The 19,544-nt window shown below is 37.0% G+C and carries 19 protein-coding genes and 3 other annotated features; of the genes, 11 read left to right on the top strand and 8 right to left on the bottom strand.

Translation table 11 applies throughout. The annotated features are described in order from the left end of the window. Positions 1-20: 20 nt before the first annotated feature. The 5 genes from AC0L0O_RS01740 to sspI form a co-directional block, all read right to left on the bottom strand. Positions 21-392 carry a hypothetical protein gene (locus AC0L0O_RS01740; protein ID WP_000950049.1) on the bottom strand — a complete coding sequence of 124 codons (372 nt, stop codon included), beginning with the start codon at positions 390-392 and terminating at the stop codon, positions 21-23. Positions 393-550: 158 nt separating this feature from the next. Beyond that, positions 551-1,279 (bottom strand): CPBP family intramembrane glutamic endopeptidase, encoded by a 729-nt coding sequence (locus AC0L0O_RS01745; protein WP_003305539.1) that lies wholly within the window; start codon positions 1,277-1,279, stop codon positions 551-553. A gap of 18 nt (positions 1,280-1,297) precedes the next feature. Then, positions 1,298-2,008, bottom strand: coding sequence for a CPBP family intramembrane glutamic endopeptidase (locus AC0L0O_RS01750; protein ID WP_001190245.1), 711 nt, complete (start codon positions 2,006-2,008; stop codon positions 1,298-1,300). 139 nt (positions 2,009-2,147) lie between these two features. Continuing rightward, a complete protein-coding gene (locus tag AC0L0O_RS01755; RefSeq protein ID WP_000554788.1) occupies positions 2,148-2,705 on the bottom strand; it encodes an HD domain-containing protein in 558 nt (185 codons plus the stop codon). Between the two features lie 161 nt (positions 2,706-2,866). Then, entirely contained in the window at positions 2,867-3,076 is a 210-nt protein-coding gene (gene sspI, locus AC0L0O_RS01760; RefSeq protein ID WP_000009513.1) for a small acid-soluble spore protein SspI, read from the bottom strand. Between the two features lie 82 nt (positions 3,077-3,158). Here sspI and AC0L0O_RS01765 point away from each other — a divergent pair, with 82 nt between their 5' ends. The 5 genes from AC0L0O_RS01765 to AC0L0O_RS01785 all read left to right on the top strand — a co-directional run bounded on the left by AC0L0O_RS01765 (position 3,159) and on the right by AC0L0O_RS01785 (position 9,908). Next, entirely contained in the window at positions 3,159-3,956 is a 798-nt protein-coding gene (locus AC0L0O_RS01765) for a TrmH family RNA methyltransferase (protein ID WP_002037206.1), read from the top strand. Between the two features lie 48 nt (positions 3,957-4,004). Beyond that, positions 4,005-4,233, top strand: a binding site (T-box leader). A gap of 43 nt (positions 4,234-4,276) precedes the next feature. Next, on the top strand, positions 4,277-5,311 hold the full coding sequence (gene pheS, locus AC0L0O_RS01770) for a phenylalanine--tRNA ligase subunit alpha (RefSeq protein ID WP_000388219.1): 1,035 nt from the start codon (positions 4,277-4,279) through the stop codon (positions 5,309-5,311). Between the two features lie 18 nt (positions 5,312-5,329). Further along, entirely contained in the window at positions 5,330-7,750 is a 2,421-nt protein-coding gene (gene pheT, locus AC0L0O_RS01775) for a phenylalanine--tRNA ligase subunit beta (protein ID WP_000498183.1), read from the top strand. Positions 7,751-7,985: 235 nt separating this feature from the next. Next, positions 7,986-8,237 (top strand) — a binding site (T-box leader). A 52-nt stretch (positions 8,238-8,289) separates the two neighbouring features. After that, positions 8,290-9,681 (top strand): asparagine--tRNA ligase, encoded by a 1,392-nt coding sequence (asnS, locus tag AC0L0O_RS01780; RefSeq protein WP_000432163.1) that lies wholly within the window; start codon positions 8,290-8,292, stop codon positions 9,679-9,681. A 92-nt stretch (positions 9,682-9,773) separates the two neighbouring features. Then, positions 9,774-9,908, top strand: coding sequence for a YuzL family protein (locus tag AC0L0O_RS01785; RefSeq protein WP_000039589.1), 135 nt, complete (start codon positions 9,774-9,776; stop codon positions 9,906-9,908). 40 nt (positions 9,909-9,948) lie between these two features. On the opposite strand, the gene AC0L0O_RS01790 is transcribed toward AC0L0O_RS01785, so the two are convergent. The 3 genes from AC0L0O_RS01790 to rnhC all read right to left on the bottom strand — a co-directional run bounded on the left by AC0L0O_RS01790 (position 9,949) and on the right by rnhC (position 11,518). Further along, positions 9,949-10,200, bottom strand: coding sequence for a hypothetical protein (locus AC0L0O_RS01790; RefSeq protein ID WP_098638791.1), 252 nt, complete (start codon positions 10,198-10,200; stop codon positions 9,949-9,951). Then, positions 10,197-10,466, bottom strand: a complete 270-nt coding sequence (locus AC0L0O_RS01795) for a hypothetical protein (protein WP_000925556.1) — start codon at positions 10,464-10,466, stop codon at positions 10,197-10,199. The genes AC0L0O_RS01790 and AC0L0O_RS01795 overlap by 4 nt, the downstream gene beginning before the upstream one ends. Positions 10,467-10,582: 116 nt before the next feature. Continuing rightward, positions 10,583-11,518, bottom strand: coding sequence for a ribonuclease HIII (gene rnhC, locus AC0L0O_RS01800; protein ID WP_473785631.1), 936 nt, complete (start codon positions 11,516-11,518; stop codon positions 10,583-10,585). Between the two features lie 124 nt (positions 11,519-11,642). On the opposite strand from rnhC, the gene zapA reads away from it, so the two are divergent. From zapA to brnQ6, 6 genes are all read left to right on the top strand, one after another. After that, on the top strand, positions 11,643-11,912 hold the full coding sequence (gene zapA, locus AC0L0O_RS01805; protein ID WP_000082701.1) for a cell division protein ZapA: 270 nt from the start codon (positions 11,643-11,645) through the stop codon (positions 11,910-11,912). Between the two features lies 1 nt (position 11,913). After that, positions 11,914-12,453 carry a CvpA family protein gene (locus AC0L0O_RS01810; RefSeq protein ID WP_473785632.1) on the top strand — a complete coding sequence of 180 codons (540 nt, stop codon included), beginning with the start codon at positions 11,914-11,916 and terminating at the stop codon, positions 12,451-12,453. 55 nt (positions 12,454-12,508) lie between these two features. Beyond that, positions 12,509-14,227 carry a DNA polymerase/3'-5' exonuclease PolX gene (polX, locus tag AC0L0O_RS01815; RefSeq protein ID WP_473785633.1) on the top strand — a complete coding sequence of 573 codons (1,719 nt, stop codon included), beginning with the start codon at positions 12,509-12,511 and terminating at the stop codon, positions 14,225-14,227. 19 nt (positions 14,228-14,246) lie between these two features. Next, entirely contained in the window at positions 14,247-16,607 is a 2,361-nt protein-coding gene (locus AC0L0O_RS01820; protein WP_000893732.1) for an endonuclease MutS2, read from the top strand. A gap of 195 nt (positions 16,608-16,802) precedes the next feature. After that, a complete protein-coding gene (locus AC0L0O_RS01825) occupies positions 16,803-17,492 on the top strand; it encodes a 23S rRNA pseudouridine(2604) synthase RluF (protein WP_000700761.1) in 690 nt (229 codons plus the stop codon). Positions 17,493-17,600: 108 nt separating this feature from the next. After that, positions 17,601-17,856: a binding site (T-box leader), on the top strand. Between the two features lie 112 nt (positions 17,857-17,968). Next, positions 17,969-19,294 (top strand): branched-chain amino acid transport system II carrier protein BrnQ6, encoded by a 1,326-nt coding sequence (gene brnQ6 / locus AC0L0O_RS01830; protein ID WP_000842647.1) that lies wholly within the window; start codon positions 17,969-17,971, stop codon positions 19,292-19,294. Positions 19,295-19,544 lie beyond the last annotated feature (250 nt).

Below are 19,544 nucleotides of genomic sequence, written 5' to 3' on the forward strand. Positions count from 1 at the left end.
TTTGTGAGTTTCAAAAAATATTATATATAGTATGAATCACCCACAGTCATGAGTAACCAGAAGATAACCCCTAATATACCAGCGATAAAAATAATGAATCCCATATTACGTATACTTTTAATTTTTGCTTGTAATCCACTTAATCCTGCCAATAATCCAGTTAAAGAAAACAGTATCCAATATAAAGTAGTTGAAATAGGAAGGATTGTATTGCCCTCCATTCCCATGCCCCAAAAAACAAAAGGTAGTGTGACAAAGGAAAAGCTAAGTAGCCCCATTAAACCGACAAATAATTTACGGTGTTTCACGCTAGTAACAATTAAAAAAATACCACCGAAAAATCCGCATAAAACAAGAAGTGGCATATAAACAACCCAAAGTAAGCTCAACATATGTAATCTCCTTCTGTGTAATCAGTTATATTTTACTACATGAGGTTTATTTTGGATATTATTAATAAATATATATAAATTTCTAGAAATGGATAGTAATGCTATAAGTAATCGGAAAGTGTGAATAGAAAAAGAGGTATCATCGTGATACCTCTTTTTTACATTGAAAAAGCAATTACATTGGTCAAAATATGTAATAGTATAGCTGGAACAATGGATTTCGTTTGTTTATACAATAAACAAGCGAAAATTCCAGTTACAAATGCACTAACCATAATTCCTAAAGAATACGTATGAGCAATACCGAAAAGTAAACTGGAGAGAATTGCAGCTGGCCAAAAAGTAAACTTTTCTTCAAAAAAACGAAGGAAAATTCCTCTGCATATAAGCTCTTCAAAAATAGGTGCAAAAATTCCGCCAGATAGAATCAAGAGGAGAGGATAGTGCTCTAGTGTTGAAAGTTCTAATGCATCAGATTGTTCTTGTACGGCTAAAGGGAATAATTCATCTAATATAAACATATCTGCCAAAAGGCTAATTGCATAATAAATGAGAACATATATGTACATTCGAAAAGATTTTAAAACTTGAAAATTAATAGCAGGTAATACTAGTGCTCTCATTGGTTTGTATTTCATAATATATAAGATTAATAGTAGTAAGGATACTAAGTCATAACTACTATTGCTTATAGACTCGAGTAAAAGTTTATTTGTATTTGGATTAGCTTGTTCGTATAACCAAAAAGGCAATGCTAGAAAAATCCCAATTATTATTGGGAGGCATAGTAAAAGAAAGAATAAAACTCCAATGAATTGTAACCATGATGTGTTAGTACGGTAATCTAAATTTGTGTGTAATTGCAAAAGAATCCTCCTTTTTATCATATAGGTTAAAGGGCTAGCTTATAAGAAAGATAAGGTATTATTTATTATATGAAATAACATAGCTGGAATAATGGATTTTGTTTTTTTGCATAAAATCGCCATTAATAATCCCATGAAGAAAGTAATGACCATGACTCCAAATGAGTATGTATGAGCGATACCGAAGAAGAAGCTTGTTATGATGGCTGCAATCCAAAATGGAAAGCGTTCTGAGAAGAAGCGAAGTATAAAACCACGGAAAATAAGCTCTTCAAAAATGGGTGTGAATATGGCGAAGCCGAGAAGTAATAATATTTGATACTGCTTAAAGACATCTAAGTTTAGTGCGGAAGATTGCTGCTTCGTTGCGTCTTGGAACACATAATTTAACAGTATGTAATTGAGTACGATATTTATCATGAAGAACAGGAGTAAGTATACATATGTGCGCCATTCTTTAAGTGCTGTAAAGTTAAAAGATTTTAGTAGTAATTTTTTTGCGGGTTCGAATTTGAAAATGAAGAATAACAACAAGGCTAGTTGTAATACGATACTTGCGGTATTTACAATAGATTCATACAGGGCAATTTGTTTTTTATCTGTAAGCCCTGCTGTATAAATTGTTAATGGCATTGCGAGGAACACAGTAATAAGTCCGGTTCCGAAAAAAGCGAATAAAACGGAGCTAATAAATTGTCCCCATGACATAGAGTATTTCTGTTCATTAGAAAGTTGTGTAGCAGATTGCATATGTAAAATCACCTCTTTATATTTGTATATTTAATTGTAAAGTATTTGTTTTTTGAATGTAACATTTAAATATTACATATAAAGGTTTATTTTCCATAAAATAATAAAAGAGGTATCACCCTATAGTGATGCCTCTTTCTCATTGATAACTATGTTCTGCTTTGTTATTCGATTTCGATTGCTCTATTTGCAATTCACGCTCTACTAAACGGTCTAACTGTTGAATTGCTTTTAGTGCTTTTTCATAAGAAATCGTTCGATAATGATGCGCTCCGCCCGGTTCTTCATCTGCTTCGTCTGCCCATTTAATAATATTTTGTAGAGATGTTCTTTCAATTTCTTGTTCCACTAAGAAAGAATCTGTATGAAGAAGAATTGCGATAGAAATTTCTTTTGCTAATTTAGGGTGCTCTCCTAATCTAATAAGCAATTTATGAGCTCTTTCTGCTCCTTTAATTGCGTGTATATCATTCTTTTTATATAAGTCATAGTCCCATTCGCCGCCTGTGTACCACGTATGATGTCCGATATCATGAAGGAAACCAGCTTTTGTCGCAGCATCGACTGAGGCGTGATGCTTTTTAGCTAAGTGAAACGCATGGTAAGCGACAGCGATCGCGTGGACCATCCCAGAACGATTTACGTATTTTTGTGTAATATGGTGTTTAAAAATTTGTTCAAGCGTAATACGGTGCATAAAACATTCACTCCTTTTATCTAATGGTGTATATGAAGAAAAATCGATCGGTTTAAATGTATTTTGAACATTGTACTCCATCGAGTAGCGTTAGTAAAGTAGAAATGTTTAGGAGAAGAAAAAAATCACCTTAGCTTATGTAAAGGTGATTTTTAAATTGCTTATTTTTTTAATCCTTGCTCTAATGTTTCTAACATTTCGTGTTTTTCATTTTCATCAGCATTTTTCCAAATGACTTCAAATAAAACACCAAGACCTGGAAGCATTTTTTCTTCGCCGCTTTGAATTGCATCAACAATTGTTTCTTGTAATTGATCTTGTGTATTACCAGATACATTTGCTAATACAGCACCGCGTAAATTAAAACTCATTGTTTTCACCTCTTCTTCAGAATTGAAACTGACGTTAGTTTTTGTTCTTTTTTATGTAAATATGTATGAAAAATAGGCTATAATGATAAGACAAGAAGAGAGGGAAATACATATTATGAAAAACATTGATTCAGTACAAAATCCGCGTGTGAAGCAGTGGAAAAAGCTGCAAACGAAAAAAGAACGCGATAAAAAAGGTTTATTTTTTGTAGAAGGATTCCACTTAGTGGAGGAAGCTTTAAAAGCAGGAGTTGTAACAGAACTTATCGTTTCAGATCAGACAGACCTTCCGAAAGATTGGACAGTTAATGATGTAGAAATGTATATCGTACCGGAAGCAATCGTAAAAGTACTTCGTGAAACAGAAACGACGCAAGGTGTATTTGCTGTTTGTGAGAAACACGAGAGTGAAGTAGCTCTTACTGATGGGAAGTTTCTTTTATTAGATGGCTTGCAAGACCCAGGTAACTTAGGGACAATTATTCGCACAGCTGATGCAGCTGGTATTCATGCCGTTGTGCTTGGAGAAGGTTGTGTTGATGCATATAATAGTAAAGTACTCCGCTCTACACAAGGCTCTATTTTCCACTTACCAATTGTAAAAGGAAACTTAGAAGAATGGGTAGACAAACTAAAAGAAAATAACGTTCCTGTATATGGAACAGCTCTTGAAAATGGAGTTCCTTACGGTGAAGTAACACCAGCAGGAAGTTTTGCATTAATTGTAGGAAATGAAGGAAACGGCGTACGCCAAGAAATTCTTGCAAAAACAGATCAAAACTTGTATATTCCGATTTATGGCGGGGCAGAATCATTAAATGTTGCAGTTGCAGCAGGGATTTTAACGTATTATTTACAAAGCCCAGTTGCGAACAAATAAAAAACTTCTTATAATAAGTTGAAGTATATTATATTAAAAGTTAAATAACGAAAAACGTTGATAGAGAAGAGTAGCTTACAAAATCGCCATATAGGGAGAGAATGCCTTAGACTGAAAGCATTCTTATGGTAGACGGAAGTGAATTCACCTCTGGAGTTGACGCCAGGACCATGTATATGTAAAGGCGTTCCGGTCAGAATTGATCGTTATAACTAATGAGTGGGCAGACATGTTCTGTCAATTTAGGGTGGTACCGCGAATTTACCTCGTCCCTTTTTGGGAGCGAGGTTTTTTTATTTTTAAAATTAGGAGGGTTCCAAATGGAAGCACGTTTAAAAGAGCTAAAACAAAAAGCGTTAGAGCTTATTGAAGAAGCGAAAGAGCTAAAAGGCTTAAACGACGTACGCGTAGCGTATTTAGGAAAAAAAGGCCCAATTACAGAAGTATTACGCGGCATGGGAAAATTATCAGCAGAAGAGCGTCCACGTATGGGAGCATTAGTAAATGAAGTACGTGAAGCGATTCAAACGCGTCTAGATGACAAAATCAGTAACTTAGAAAAAGCAGTAATTGAAGCGAAATTAGCTACTGAAACAATTGATGTTACATTGCCAGGTCGTCCTGTTGAAACAGGTTGTCACCATCCGTTAACAGCTGTTGTTGAACAAATTGAAGATGTATTCATCGGTATGGGTTATGAAGTAGCTGAAGGAACAGAAGTAGAAAAAGACTACTACAACTTCGAAGCATTAAACTTACCGAAAGATCACCCAGCGCGTGATATGCAAGATACATTCTACATTACAGAAGAAACGTTACTACGTACACATACATCTTCTGTGCAAGCACGTACGATGGAAAATAATAAAGAAAAAGGCCCAATTAAAATTATTTGTCCTGGTAAAGTGTATCGCCGTGATGACGATGATGCGACGCATTCACACCAGTTCATGCAAATTGAAGGTCTTGTAATCGATAAAAACATTCGCATGAGTGACTTAAAAGGTACACTGCAAGTATTCGTGAAAAAGATGTTCGGTGAAGATCGTGAAATCCGTCTTCGTCCAAGTTTCTTCCCATTCACAGAGCCATCTGTAGAGATGGATATTTCTTGTATGATGTGTCACGGCAAAGGTTGCGGCACTTGTAAAGGAACTGGTTGGATTGAAATTTTAGGCGCAGGTATGGTTCACCCGAACGTACTTGAAATGGCTGGTTATGATTCAAAAGAATATCAAGGTTTCGCATTCGGTATGGGCGCAGAGCGTATCGCAATGTTGAAATACGGCGTAGATGACATTCGTCATTTCTATACAAATGATGTACGTTTCTTACAACAATTCAAACGAGCGTAAGGGAAGGAGAGGATAAGTATGTTCGTATCATATCGTTGGTTACAAGAGTATGTAGATATTAAAGATGTAACAGCACAAGAACTAGCAGACAAAATCACGAAGAGTGGTATTGAAGTAGAAGGTGTTGAAGTATTAAATAAAGGTGTAAAAGGTGTTGTAGTTGGTCACGTATTAGAATGTGAAAAACACCCAGAAGCTGATAAATTAAGCAAATGCTTAATCGATATCGGTGAAGAAGAGCCAGTTCAGATTATTTGTGGTGCTGCTAACATTGCAAAAGGTTTAAAAGTACCAGTTGCAAAAGTTGGTGCTGTACTTCCTGGCAACTTCAAAATTAAAAAAGCAAAACTACGTGGTGAAGCTTCTCACGGTATGGTTTGTGCTCTTCAAGAGCTTGGTATTGATGGAAAGTTAGTTTCAAAAGAATACGCAGATGGTATCTTCATCTTCCCAAGTGACGCTGAAGTTGGTGCGGATGCACTTGAAATTTTAAACTTACATGATGAAGTACTTGAGCTTGGTTTAACACCAAACCGTGCAGATTGCTTAAATATGTTAGGTGTTGCATATGAAGTAGCTGCTATTTACGGCCGCGAAGTAAAACTTCCAGCTATCGACTTACAAGAAACAGCAGAAAAAACTTCTGATTACATTTCTGTAAGTGTAGAAGCGAAAGAAGAAAACCCATTATACATTGCAAAAATGGTGAAGAACGTAAAAATTGGTCCATCACCAATGTGGATGCAAACTCGCCTAATGGCAGCTGGCATTCGTCCGATTAGCAACGTAGTTGATATTACAAACTACATTTTAATGGAATACGGTCAACCGTTACATGCATTTGATTACGATAAATTAGGTTCAAAAGAAATCGTTGTTCGTCTTGCAAAAGAAGGCGAAAAAATTGAAACGTTAGATGATCAAGAACGTACGTTACAAAGCCACCACCTTGTTATTACAAACGGCACAAAAGCGTTAGCTGTTGCTGGTGTAATGGGCGGAGCGGATTCAGAAGTTACAAATGAGACAGTAAACGTTCTAATTGAGTCTGCATACTTTGCAGGTCAAACTGTGCGCCGTACATCAAAAGACTTAGGTCTTCGCAGTGAATCAAGTGCACGTTTCGAAAAAGGAATCGACCCAACGCGTACTTTCGAAGCAATTCAACATGCAGCTGCGTTAATGGCGAAATACGCTGGCGGTGAAGCACTTGAAGGTGTCGTAGAAGCTGACAACTTACAAGTACAAGAGCGTACAGTATCGGTTACTGCTGAGAAAGTAAACCGTGTATTAGGTACAAATATTTCTGCAAGTGAAATGGGTACAATGTTCACAAACTTAAAGTTCCCATTTACAGAAGTAGAAGGAACATTCCACGTGAATGTACCAGCACGCCGTCCTGACATTACAATTTCAGAAGACTTAGTAGAAGAAGTGGGCCGTCTATACGGTTATGACCACATTCCAGTTACATTACCTTCTGGAACGATGACTCGTGGTAAATTAACAGCAGCACAAACGAAACGTCGTAAAGTACGTCGCTTCTTAGAAGGTGCTGGCTTATATGAAGCGATCACATATTCATTAACAAGCGCTGATAAAGCGAAACAATATATGGTTGAGCCAAATGAAAAAGCGCCTGTAAACCTTGCACTTCCAATGAGTGAAGAACGTAGCCAACTTCGTTTAAGCTTAGTACCGCAACTACTAGAAGCAGTTTCATACAATGTCGCTCGTAAAAACGACAGCGTTGCTTTATACGAAGTAGGTTCTATCTTCTTACCGACAGAAGCAGGAGAACTTCCGAAAGAAGAACAACATCTTGCAGGTGTTATGACAGGTCTTGCTCTTCACCATGCATGGCAAGGTGAGAAAAAAGTAGTAGACTTCTTCGTTGTGAAAGGTGTACTAGAAGGACTATTTGACGTGCTTGGCGTTTCAAACCAAATCACATATGCACCAGCAAAACGTGAAGGTATGCACCCAGGTCGTACAGCTGATATCGTATTAGATGGCGAAGTAATTGGTTTCATCGGTCAATTGCACCCAGAAGCAGAAAAACAATTAGATGTGAAAAATACATTCGTATTCGAACTATCTCTTGTAAAAGTATTCGGTACAGACGCAGAAGAAACTTATTACTCAGCAATTCCACGTTTCCCATCTATGACACGTGATATGGCTGTTGTCGTAACGAAAGAAACAAAAGCTGGCGAAATGAAGCAAGTTATTGCTGAAGCTGGTGGAGAACTGCTGAAAGACGTAACGCTGTTTGACTTATACGAAGGTGAAAAAATGGAAGAAGGCAAGAAATCACTTGCATTCTCTATGAACTACTTCGATCCAGAGCGTACGTTAACAGACGAAGAAGTAACAGAAGCACATAACCGCGTATTAACAGCGGTAGAAGAGAAATTTGGTGCGGAGTTACGTAAGTAATAAGAAATTGCCGGATTTATTCCGGCAATTTTTTTAGTGGATTGGTTGTCGGAAAATGTCGGTAAGTCGATATATTACAAAAATCGCCGATATATTTGGAGTTACGATCGATATATTATAAAAATCGCTGATATATTTGGAGTTACGGTCGATATATTGCAAAAATCGCTGATATATTTTCTGGCACCTTGCATCTTTCTCACGAATGTAGTACATTAATTTTAGTTTAACAAAATGAAAGACGATGATAAGGAAAAGTAGTATATACTATAATCCAAAGCGAGTCAGGGACGGTGAGAGCCTGATGAGGCGGTATATGTGAAGAACACCTTGGAGTTGCTAACCGAAATTGAATCTTGTATTCAAGAGTAGACTTAGACGGGAATCCGGCCTGTTACAAACCGGGAAGTATGTATTACATACGAGTTAAAGTTGGTCTTTATGACAAATTGGGTGGTACCGCGAAGTTTAACCTTTCGTCCCTTTATGGATGAAAGGTTTTTTTGTATTTAAATATATCAGCAAAGGAGAATTTCACTATGGAAAACACATTAGTAAAAAGTCTGTATAGAGATACAGATAAATACGCAGGTCAAACAGTACAAGTATCAGGGTGGATTCGTAACTTACGTGATTCAAAAGCATTTGGTTTCATCGAATTAAACGACGGTAGCTTCTTCAAAAGCGTTCAAATCGTTTTCGATACAGAATTAGATAACTTCAAAGAAATTGCAAAACTTCCACTTAGCTCTTCAGTTAAAGTAGAAGGTAAAGTAATTGCAACGCCTGGAGCGAAGCAACCATTTGAAATTAAAGCAGAAAAAATTGATATCGAGGGCTTATCAGATTCTGATTACCCACTTCAAAAGAAACGTCATACGTTTGAATACTTACGTACAATCGCTCACTTACGTCCAAGAACAAATGCATTCTCTGCAACGTTCCGCGTACGTTCTATCGCAGCATTTGCGATTCACCAATTCTTCCAAGAGCGTGGATTCGTACATGTTCACACACCAATCATCACTGGTAGTGATACAGAAGGTGCGGGCGAAATGTTCCGCGTAACAACGCAAGATTTAAACAACGTACCAAAAGGCGAAGACGGACAAGTTGATGAATCAAAAGACTTCTTCGGCAAAGAAACAAACTTAACAGTAAGTGGACAGCTGAACGCTGAAGCTTATGCATTAGCATTCCGTGATGTATACACATTCGGACCTACATTCCGTGCAGAAAACTCAAACACAACTCGCCACGCAGCTGAGTTCTGGATGGTTGAGCCTGAGATTGCATTTGCTGAACTAGGTGACGTAATGAACCTTACAGAAGATATGCTGAAATATGCAATGAAATACGTATTAGAGCATGCACCAGAAGAAATGGAATTCTTCAACAGCTTCGTTGATAAAACAGTTCTAGAGCGCATGAACAACGTAATCAACTCTGACTTCGGTCGCATCACTTATACAGAAGCAATTAAAGTACTTCAAGAGTCAGGTGCTGACTTCAAATACCCAGTAGAATGGGGTATTGACTTACAAACAGAGCACGAAAGATACTTATCAGAAGAAATCTTCAAACGCCCTGTATTCGTAACTGACTATCCGAAAGACATTAAAGCATTCTACATGCGCTTAAATGACGACGGTAAAACAGTAGCTGCTACTGACCTTCTAGTTCCTGGCATCGGCGAATTAATCGGCGGAAGCCAACGTGAAGAAAGAATGGACGTTTTAGTAGACAGAATTAAAGAACTAGGCATGAACGAAGAGGACTACTGGTGGTACTTAGAACTTAGAAAATACGGCGGTACAAAACACGCTGGATTCGGTCTAGGTTTCGAGCGCTTCCTAATGTATATCACTGGCATGGCTAACATCCGTGACGTAATTCCATTCCCAAGAACTCCAGGTTCTTCTGAATTCTAAAATATGAAAAAGCGAGAGGGTTTTCTCTCGCTTTTTTATTTTGTATAGTTTACTACCTCGTAGCAAAAAGTAACGCGAAGGGGTGAATATAAATGAGTAAAAAAGTAAAAAAAGATCATTCAAGATCGGGCCTAGGTTCTCCAGAAGTAGAAGGACAAGGAACGACAACACATGAAACAGGTTCTCATAAAGTATCTTCATCTAATAAGAAGCAGAAACAAAGCTAACATAAAAAGGAGAGTCTTGGCGACTCTCCTTTTTTATGTGTTACATCTTTTTATCATGAATCTCTTTTGTAATGTTATCTACATCTTTGTCTAATCGATCGAAATAGAAAAACCACAGTAAACTCATGAACACGTAATAGATGGCCATAACGCCGAGATTATCAGATATATTTTCAAATGTAGATTTAGTAGTGAAAAAAGCGCCCCAAATGGTAGAAATAGTGAGGTAAGAAAGTGGGCCTACGAGGTGTACGAAAACATATAATATCTTTTTACCTTTTACAGCGTTCACATGAAAACCCTCCTTTTTCTAATCATACATTCAAGTTCCTCACAGAAGTGTTGTAGTTGTGCTGGATTATGTATTAACAAGCGGGCATCGTGTTTCCCGATAAATCTTCGAATCCGAAAGTTTAATAAGAAAGATCGGCCATAACGCTCTATTAAATCGTTGAATGCTGGTTGTTCACTTAGTAGCTGAATGTTTTCTCTAATTTCAAACTGTCTTTCGTGTGGATTGCCTAGTAAAATATTTAGAATCATTTGTAGAAGTAGCAATGGGAATCTCCTCCTATGTTAGAATAATCTGTATATTGTAATTATAACAAAACTATAAGGACAATAGTAGGATAAAACAAAAAACAGGAGTTTGTAGGCTCCTGTTTTTGTCGATACTATTTTAGTAAGCGAAACGCCTTTTCCGTATTAGCAAAATGCAGTTTCACAAACTCAGGTAATCGTTCTTTACCAAGCTTTTGAATTAATTTAGCGGCGGCGATATCAACTTGTTTACCTGCACCTTTTGGAAGCGGCATACCAGCTTTTTTGCTTAGTTCGTTAAATTGTTTTACGAATGAGTAACGAGCTAAAATGGAGGCAGCGGCAACAGCTAAATGGACGCTTTCTCCTTTCGTCGCGAAATAAACATTTTCACGCTGTACCTGTTTTTGTTTTGCTAAATATTTGTAGTATGTATCAGGTTGTGTGAATTGGTCGATTAAGACGCCTTCAGGTTTTGTAGGCGCAATTTTAGTTAATAAGTTTGTAATAGCTTTATTATGTAGCAAAGCTTTTAGTTTACCTTGGTTGTTTCCTTTATCAAATAGCTCGTTATATTTTTCGTTATGAAGAACGAGAGAGCTGTAAGGAACAACGTGTAGAAGTTGTTTTGCAATGGCAGTAATTTGTTCGTCATTTAAGTTTTTAGAGTCTTTTACACTAAGCTCTTTTAGTAGTGGAATTTGCTTCGCATCTACATATACAGCAACGACTGTCATCGGTCCGAAGAAATCACCAGTACCCACTTCATCTGACCCTACGATCGACATTGTACCGATGGAAGCAGGCGGTGCAAAACGGTGTGAATCGACAGATTTTTTTACAGCTGTTTTTGGAGTTTGGGAGACAGTTTGCCAACGGGCAGCTTCTGCTTCAGCACGTCCACCTTGGAACATTACTTTTCCAGATTTATATGCTGTAATTGTGCAAGATGGCACCTTTGCCATGAAGATCCCGCCTTGCGGAGTTTTCGGGCTAAGCGAATGTTTATATTGTTGTTTCATGTCTTCAATTACTGTAGAATTTGTTTGAATTACGATAGAATTTGACATAATGGTCGCCCCTTTTTTTATATTGTTATTTTTATCATATCGGATTGTTCTTTCTGTTTCCATATTATGAAGGTTCATGGTATGATAAACTTTAGGATTCTGTACGTGATTGGAGGCCGGTGAGTTGTCACAACAAAAGGGAAAGAAAAGTCGAATTAATGTAGAAATCTATGGTCAGCAATATTCAGTTGTTGGCGATGAAAGTACAAGTCATATCCGCATGGTAGCAGCGATTGTGGATGATAAAATGCGCGAACTCAATGCCAAGAATCCTTCGCTTGACACGAGTAGACTAGCGGTATTGACGGCGGTAAACGTCATACACGATTACATAAAATTAAAAGAAGAACATGAGAAATTGAAAGAAAGTATGACAAAAAAAGGAATGGAATAACATGATTGATATTATTATCATTTTACTGCTTGTTATGGGATTTTTCCTCGGCTTACGCAGAGGGTTTATCTTGCAACTTGTAAAGTTAACAAGCTTTATTATCGCATACCTTGTTGCATACTGGTACTGTAAAGATTTAGCGCCACCACTTGCGAAATTTATTCCGTATCCATTTGATAAAAACGTATCTGTTCCAGAATGGATTGATGCAAATAATATTGAGACAGTATTTTATCAAGCGCTTGCGTTTATCATATTGTTTATTATTACAAAAATTGCACTTTCATTACTTGGTAATTTGTTAAATATGTTTGCAGAAATACCGGTTTTAAAGCAAGTAAATGCGTTTGCGGGGGCAATCCTCGGATTTTTAGAAGTATATATTATTTTGTTTGTCTTAATTATCATTGGGAACATTCTTCCGATTGAACAATTACAAACACCATTACAACAATCATCAATTAGCAAAATAATTGTAGACGATACACCGATTCTCTCTGAAAAGGTGAAGGAACTATGGCAGACAGGTAGCAGAGTATAACTTCTCTTTTTTCGGAAAGAGAAGTTTTTTTCTATGAAAGAAAGGCGGGACAATGATGAAAGTAAATAAAAAACAAGTAATTAAATTATTAGAGACAATCGGGCTTTTCATGGAACTAAAGGGCGCGAATCCATTTAAAATATCTGCATTTCGTAAAGCGGCAGCAGCATTAGAAAGTGATGATCGTAGTCTTTCTGAGATTGAAGATTTCACGAAGATTCCGGGAATCGGAAAAGGAACAGCAGCAGTTATTCAAGAATATATAGAATCGGGAACATCTGAAGTGTTACAAGAGCTTGAAAAAGAGGTTCCAAGTAGCTTATTACCGTTATTAAAATTGCCAGGCCTAGGTGGTAAAAAGGTAGCTAAGTTATATAAAGAACTTGGTGTTGTTGATATGGAGTCGCTAAAAGCGGTTTGTGAGGAAAATAAAGTACAAGCTTTAGCTGGTTTCGGCAAAAAAACAGAAGAGAAAATATTAGAAGCAATCGATCAAGTAGGATCTCGTCCGGAGCGTTTACCAATCGCAATGGTATTGCCTATTGCCGGGGAAATAGAGGAGAAATTGTCGAATATTGCTGAGGTAATTCGTTTCTCTCGCGCTGGTAGTTTGCGCCGTGTTCGTGAAACAGTGAAAGATTTAGATTTTATTATTGCAACGACAGAACCAGCTGCAGTACGTGAGCATTTACTACAATTTGATAATATGATTGAAGTAATCGCGAGTGGGGATACGAAAGTTTCTGTTCGTCTTCAATATGAATATGATATTTCGATTGATTTCCGCTTAGTAAAACCAGAAGAGTTTATTACAACTCTTCACCATTTCACAGGATCAAAAGACCATAACGTAAAAATGCGTCAAATCGCAAAAGATAAAGGCGAGAAAATTAGTGAGTACGGTGTAGAGAACTTGGAAACAGGGGAAGTGAAAACATTTGAGACGGAAGAAGAATTCTTTGCTCATTTCGGTCTTCCATTTATCCCGCCAGAAGTTCGTGAAGATGGAAAAGAAATTGAATTAATTAAAGAGTATCCAAACTTAATTCGGTTCTCTGATATACAAGGTGATTTACATATGCATACAACATGGAGTGATGGTGCTTTTTCTATTGAAGAGATGGTACAAGCGTGCCGTGCTCGTGGATATAAGTTTATGGCAATTACTGATCACTCACAATACTTGAAAGTAGCGAACGGTTTAACGAAAGAGCGCCTTCGTGAACAAGCGAAAGAAATTGAACGTATGAACGAAAAGTATCCAGACATTACAATTTTACGCGGAATTGAAATGGACATTTTACCGGATGCCACGCTTGATTTTGATGATGAAGTATTAGCAGAACTAGATTATGTCATTGGAGCAATTCACTCTAGCTTCTCACAAGACCGTGAAACGATTATGAAACGTCTTCGTGCTGCGCTAGAGAATAAACATGTCACAATGATTGCCCATCCGACAGGACGTCTTCTTGGACGTCGTGAGGGCTACGATGTAGATACAGACTTATTAATCGAACTCGCAAAAGAAACAAATACAGTTTTAGAATTAAATGCGAATCCAAACCGTCTAGATTTAAGTGCGAAATTATTAAAACAAGCACAAGATGCCGGTGTAAAAGTAGCGATTAACACGGATGCTCATACACTTGAAATGTTAGAAGATATGGAAACAGGTGTAGCGGCAGCACGTAAAGGTTGGATTCAAAAAGATAACGTAATTAACACGTGGGATATTGAACGTTTATTAGACTATATTAAACGTAATAAGTAACACAAGGGGGACCTGCAACATGTTAGAAAGAACGTTGCGTGTATTAGAATATAATAAAGTAAAAGAACAATTACTTGAACATACAGCATCTTCACTTGGTCGTGACAAAGTGAAGCATTTAGTGCCGAGCACTGATTTTGAAGAAATTGTAGAAATGCAAGATACAACGGATGAAGCAGCGAAAGTTATTCGTCTAAAGGGTAGTGCACCATTAGGTGGTATTACGGATATTCGCTCTAATGTGAAGCGTGCAAAGATTGGAAGTATGTTAAGTCCAAATGAACTACTTGATATTGCGAATACGATGTATGGTAGTCGCAATATGAAACGTTTCATTGAAGATATGGTTGATAATGGTGTTGAGCTTCCCATTTTAGAAACTCATGTCGCTCAAATTGTATCTTTATATGATTTAGAAAAGAAAATTACAAATTGTATTGGTGATGGTGGGGAAGTAGTCGATAGCGCAAGTGATAAACTGCGCGGTATTCGTACTCAAATTCGTACTGCAGAAAGCCGTATTCGTGAAAAGTTAGAAAACATGACGCGTTCTTCAAACGCGCAAAAGATGCTGTCTGACTCGATTGTAACGATTCGTAACGAACGTTACGTAATCCCAGTAAAACAAGAATACCGCGGTGTATATGGCGGTATTGTTCACGATCAATCGGCTTCTGGACAAACATTATTTATTGAACCGCAAGTCATTGTAGAATTAAATAACGCGCTTCAAGAAGCACGTGTGAAAGAAAAACAAGAAATCGAACGCATCTTATTAATGTTAACAGAAGAAGTGGCAGTAGAAGCGGATATCGTTTTATCAAACGTAGAAGTAGTTGCAAATCTTGACTTCATATTTGCGAAAGCTTTTTATGCGAAGCGTATTAAAGCAACGAAGCCAATCGTAAATAACGAGCGTTATATGGATTTAAGACAGGCACGTCATCCGCTTATTGATCCAGAAGTTATCGTGCCAAATAACATTATGTTAGGTAAAGATTTCACGACAATTGTTATTACAGGACCGAATACAGGTGGTAAAACAGTTACGCTGAAAACAGTTGGTATTTGTGTATTAATGGCGCAATCTGGTCTTCACATTCCAGTAATGGATGAGTCAGAGATTTGTGTATTTAAAAATATATTTGCTGATATCGGTGATGAGCAATCGATTGAACAAAGTTTAAGTACGTTCTCCTCACATATGGTGAACATTGTTGATATTTTAGAAAAAGCTGATTTTGAAAGCTTAGTTTTATTCGATGAATTAGGTGCTGGAACAGACCCGCAAGAAGGGGCTGCACTTGCCATTTCAATTTTAGATGAAGTATGTAATCGCGGTGCTCGCGTTGTTGCTACGACGCATTACCCAGAATTAAAAGCATACGGATATAACCGTGAGCAAGTTATTAATGCGAGTGTTGAGTTCGATGTAAATACATTAAGCCCAACGTATAAATTATTAATCGGTGTACCAGGACGTAGTAATGCCTTTGAAATTTCGAAACGTCTTGGATTATCCGATCGCGTCATTGATCAAGCTCGTAACCACATTAGTACAGATACAAACAAAATTGAAAATATGATTGCGAAGTTAGAAGAAAGTCAAAAGAACGCAGAGCGTGACTGGAACGAAGCAGAAGCACTTCGTAAGCAATCTGAAAAACTGCATCGCGAATTACAACGTCAAATTATTGAATTTAACGAAGAGCGTGATGAACGATTATTAAAAGCGCAAAAAGAAGGGGAAGAAAAAGTCGAAGCTGCAAAGAAAGAAGCAGAAGGCATTATTCAAGAACTTCGTCAATTGCGTAAAGCACAGCTTGCAAACGTGAAAGATCACGAGCTAATTGAAGCGAAGAGCCGTCTAGAAGGCGCAGCACCAGAGCTTGTGAAGAAACAAAAAGTAAACGTGAAAAATACTTCGCCGAAACAACAGTTACGTGCAGGTGATGAAGTAAAAGTATTAACGTTCGGTCAAAAAGGTCAATTGCTTGAAAAAGTAAGCGATACAGAGTGGAGCGTACAAATTGGTATTCTGAAGATGAAAGTAAAAGAATCTAACATGGAATACATTAATACACCGAAACAAACAGAGAAAAAAGCAGTTGCAACAGTAAAAGGTAGAGACTATCATGTTTCGCTAGAGCTTGATCTTCGTGGTGAACGATTTGAAAATGCAATGGCGCGCGTTGAGAAATACTTAGACGATGCCCAGCTTGCAAGCTATCCTCGTGTATCAATCATTCACGGTAAAGGAACAGGAGCACTTCGCCAAGGTGTTCAAGATTACTTGAAGAAGCACCGCGGTGTAAAAACATTCCGTTACGGTGACATGGGCGAGGGAGGCCTAGGCGTAACAGTTGTCGAATTAAAATAGAAAACAACGAAACAAAGGGGAAACCATTATATGTTTATGGACAAACTTGCAAAAGTATTGTTAGCTTGTTGTGGAATATTTTTGGTGATTGGGGTTATTTATTTAGTTGTTTTTGCGAAGTAAACGAGCGTCAATCGTGGCAGAGTAATATTGCCATAGATTGACGCTTTTAATATATATGAAAAGGAATAAGTTATGAAAATCAACCAATATATAAGCGAAGCAAATTCTTGCTCAAGACGCGAAACAGATCGCCTTATTAAAGCCGGGCGCGTAGCGATTAACGGCGAAATATGTACGCACGGTGCACTTGTTAATGAAGGTGATGTTGTAACGATTGATGGACAGGTTATTGCAAAAGAAGAGAAAGAAAAGGTGTATATTGCCTTTCATAAACCAGTTGGGATTACCTGCACAGCAGCTGAGCATATTGAAGGTAATATTATTGATTATATTAATTACCCAGAGCGTATCTTTCCTGTTGGACGATTAGATAAAGCATCAGAAGGACTTATTTTATTAACGAATGACGGCGGGATTGCCAATCAAATTTTACACGGTGATCATGAGCACGAGAAAGAATATGTTGTTACAGTTGATAAACCTTTTACAGATTGGTTTATTAATGAGATGTCCAGCGGTGTAAAGATTAAAGATGGAATAACTAAGCCATGTAAAGTGACGAGAGTGGATAAGTCTACGTTTCGCATCGTTTTAACGCAAGGAATGAACAGACAAATTCGTAGAATGAGCCGAGCTTTCGGGTTTACTGTAACAAAGTTAAAGCGAGAACGCATTATGAATATAGAGCTAAATGATCTTGAAGTAGGAAAGTGGCGAGACATTACAGCTGAAGAATTAGAATTATTAATAGGACAGTTATAGGGAGGAAAAATTTTCTCCCTATATTTTTTTGTCAGAAAAAATAAAACTATTGATTTTTTAAAAAATAGCCCATATAATAAAAAACAACAAGTTTCGACAAGATATTTTATAAAAGTAATGATGAGGACATGAGTTGTTTTTTACGATTCTCAGAGAGGGAAGCCTTAGGCTGTGAGCTTCCTAATACGGAAAGACGAACTTACCACCTCTAAACTTCAAGAGTGAACTGCATGCATAATGCATTGTAATTCTTGGCGGATAAAACCGTTATCAATTTACACGAGCTATAAAATGAGCTTATTTCGTTATAAATTCATTTTATTAGAATAAGGGTGGAACCACGATTTCAACACTCGTCCCTTTGTTAGGGACGGGTGTTTTTTGCGTTCTTTTACGGGGAAGTATGCTTGAAAGAGGATATATGACGGATTTTAATTCAGAATATTTTGTTAAATTAAATTAGGAGGTTAGTAGAAATGAAATCATCTTTAAAGTTTTCTGAGATGTTTGCAATAAGTTTAATGTTATTTGCACTATTTTTCGGTGCAGGTAATATGATTTTCCCACCAGCGTTAGGACAAGGCGCTGGAACAGATGTATGGATCGCATTGTTTGGTTTTATCGTAACAGGTGTTGGGTTGCCTTTATTAGGAGTTATCGTTATAGCTCTTAAGGGAGATATTAATGAGTTAGCGGGGCGTGTACACCCTATATTCGCACTAGTTTTTATTACTGCAATTTATTTATGTTTAGGTGTATTCGTAAGCGTGCCGCGTACAGGAACAGTTGCTTATGAAATGAGTGTTGCACCGTTCTTACCAAGTGAGATAGCTGGTCAATCGTACCCGCTTGTTATCTTTACATTTATTTTCTTTGCTGTAACTTTTTATTTAGCTTTAAACCCATCAAAATTAGTGGGCCGCATCGGTAAAGTATTAACTCCGATTTTATTAGCTGTTATTACAATTATTGTAGTGAAAGCACTTATTACACCGATTGGAGAATTTGGTGCACCGACAGAAGCATATAGTGCTCCGCTCTTTAAAGGTTTTATTGACGGATATTTAACTTTAGATGGACTTGCAGCACTTGTTTTCGGAAATGTTGTTATTCATGCTTTAAAAGGAAAAGGTATTACAAATAAAAATAGCATTGCAAAAGTAACAATTTTTGCAGGATTTATTGCAGCACTTGGTTTACTACTCGTTTACTTAGCGCTTGCTTATCTGGGAGCTTCTAGTGTCTCTCTTGGAATGGGAGCAAACGGAGGAATTATTTTAACAAACGTTGTAAATCATTTATTTGGTAGTTACGGAACTTTATTATTAGGAATCGCAATTTCAGCAGCATGTTTAACAACTTCAGTAGGGATTGTCGCAGCTTGCGGAGAATATTTCTCTTCTTTATTACCGAAGCTTTCTTATCAAAAAGTTGTTTTCATTTTCTGTGTATTAGCATTTATGGTAGCGAATCTTGGTTTAACTCAGTTAAATGCATTAGCATTACCAATCTTAATCGCAATTTACCCAATTGGTATCGTGCTGATTATATTATCACTTGTTGAAAACTATATTCGTCTTCCTTTAGTAATGTATGTAGGTGGTATTGTAGGAGCATTCATGATTAGCTTCTTTGATGGATTACACAATGCAAATCTTGAGATTGCAGCATTAACACCAATTTTAAATAAAATTCCATTATATAGTGTTGGGATTGGTTGGTTTGTTCCTGCTCTAGTAGGTATTGTAATTGGATATGTCATTTCATTGTTTCAAAAGCAAGAAGTTGCTGTAGAAAAATAGAGAAAAGAGGCTTTCTATGAAAGAAAGCCTCTTTTTTTGTAGAAAAAGCCGGATATAAGGAAATTTAGATATTTAAAGTTTTATACGTAATATAGTTGACAAAAAAATTATGAGTAGGCTAAGATTGACTTAGTTGTGGAAATATTAGAAGGAAAGTGAGGAGTGAAAGGTATAAGACTTTCTATAACGATATCATTTTGGTAGATAGAGGTGATAGAGTAGGAAAATGGTTAGTTTTATTTTTTTTGAG

The organism is Bacillus sp. GS3m_15504, from assembly GCF_055825275.1.

What these genes read in the sequence shown, in the direction of transcription:
- AC0L0O_RS01745 (WP_003305539.1), bottom strand. Translation starts at nt 1,279, where the DNA reads ATGATAAAAAGGAGGATTCTTTTGCAATTACACACAAATTTAGATTAC.
- asnS (WP_000432163.1), top strand. Translation starts at nt 8,290, where the DNA reads ATGGAAAACACATTAGTAAAAAGTCTGTATAGAGATACAGATAAATAC.
- AC0L0O_RS01750 (WP_001190245.1), bottom strand. Translation starts at nt 2,008, where the DNA reads ATGCAATCTGCTACACAACTTTCTAATGAACAGAAATACTCTATGTCA.
- AC0L0O_RS01755 (WP_000554788.1), bottom strand. Translation starts at nt 2,705, where the DNA reads ATGCACCGTATTACGCTTGAACAAATTTTTAAACACCATATTACACAA.
- AC0L0O_RS01785 (WP_000039589.1), top strand. Translation starts at nt 9,774, where the DNA reads ATGAGTAAAAAAGTAAAAAAAGATCATTCAAGATCGGGCCTAGGTTCT.
- pheS (WP_000388219.1), top strand. Translation starts at nt 4,277, where the DNA reads ATGGAAGCACGTTTAAAAGAGCTAAAACAAAAAGCGTTAGAGCTTATT.
- sspI (WP_000009513.1), bottom strand. Translation starts at nt 3,076, where the DNA reads ATGAGTTTTAATTTACGCGGTGCTGTATTAGCAAATGTATCTGGTAAT.
- AC0L0O_RS01765 (WP_002037206.1), top strand. Translation starts at nt 3,159, where the DNA reads ATGATAAGACAAGAAGAGAGGGAAATACATATTATGAAAAACATTGAT.
- AC0L0O_RS01820 (WP_000893732.1), top strand. Translation starts at nt 14,247, where the DNA reads ATGTTAGAAAGAACGTTGCGTGTATTAGAATATAATAAAGTAAAAGAA.
- AC0L0O_RS01810 (WP_473785632.1), top strand. Translation starts at nt 11,914, where the DNA reads ATGATTGATATTATTATCATTTTACTGCTTGTTATGGGATTTTTCCTC.
- rnhC (WP_473785631.1), bottom strand. Translation starts at nt 11,518, where the DNA reads ATGTCAAATTCTATCGTAATTCAAACAAATTCTACAGTAATTGAAGAC.
- AC0L0O_RS01740 (WP_000950049.1), bottom strand. Translation starts at nt 392, where the DNA reads ATGTTGAGCTTACTTTGGGTTGTTTATATGCCACTTCTTGTTTTATGC.
- brnQ6 (WP_000842647.1), top strand. Translation starts at nt 17,969, where the DNA reads ATGAAATCATCTTTAAAGTTTTCTGAGATGTTTGCAATAAGTTTAATG.
- AC0L0O_RS01825 (WP_000700761.1), top strand. Translation starts at nt 16,803, where the DNA reads ATGAAAATCAACCAATATATAAGCGAAGCAAATTCTTGCTCAAGACGC.
- pheT (WP_000498183.1), top strand. Translation starts at nt 5,330, where the DNA reads ATGTTCGTATCATATCGTTGGTTACAAGAGTATGTAGATATTAAAGAT.
- polX (WP_473785633.1), top strand. Translation starts at nt 12,509, where the DNA reads ATGAAAGTAAATAAAAAACAAGTAATTAAATTATTAGAGACAATCGGG.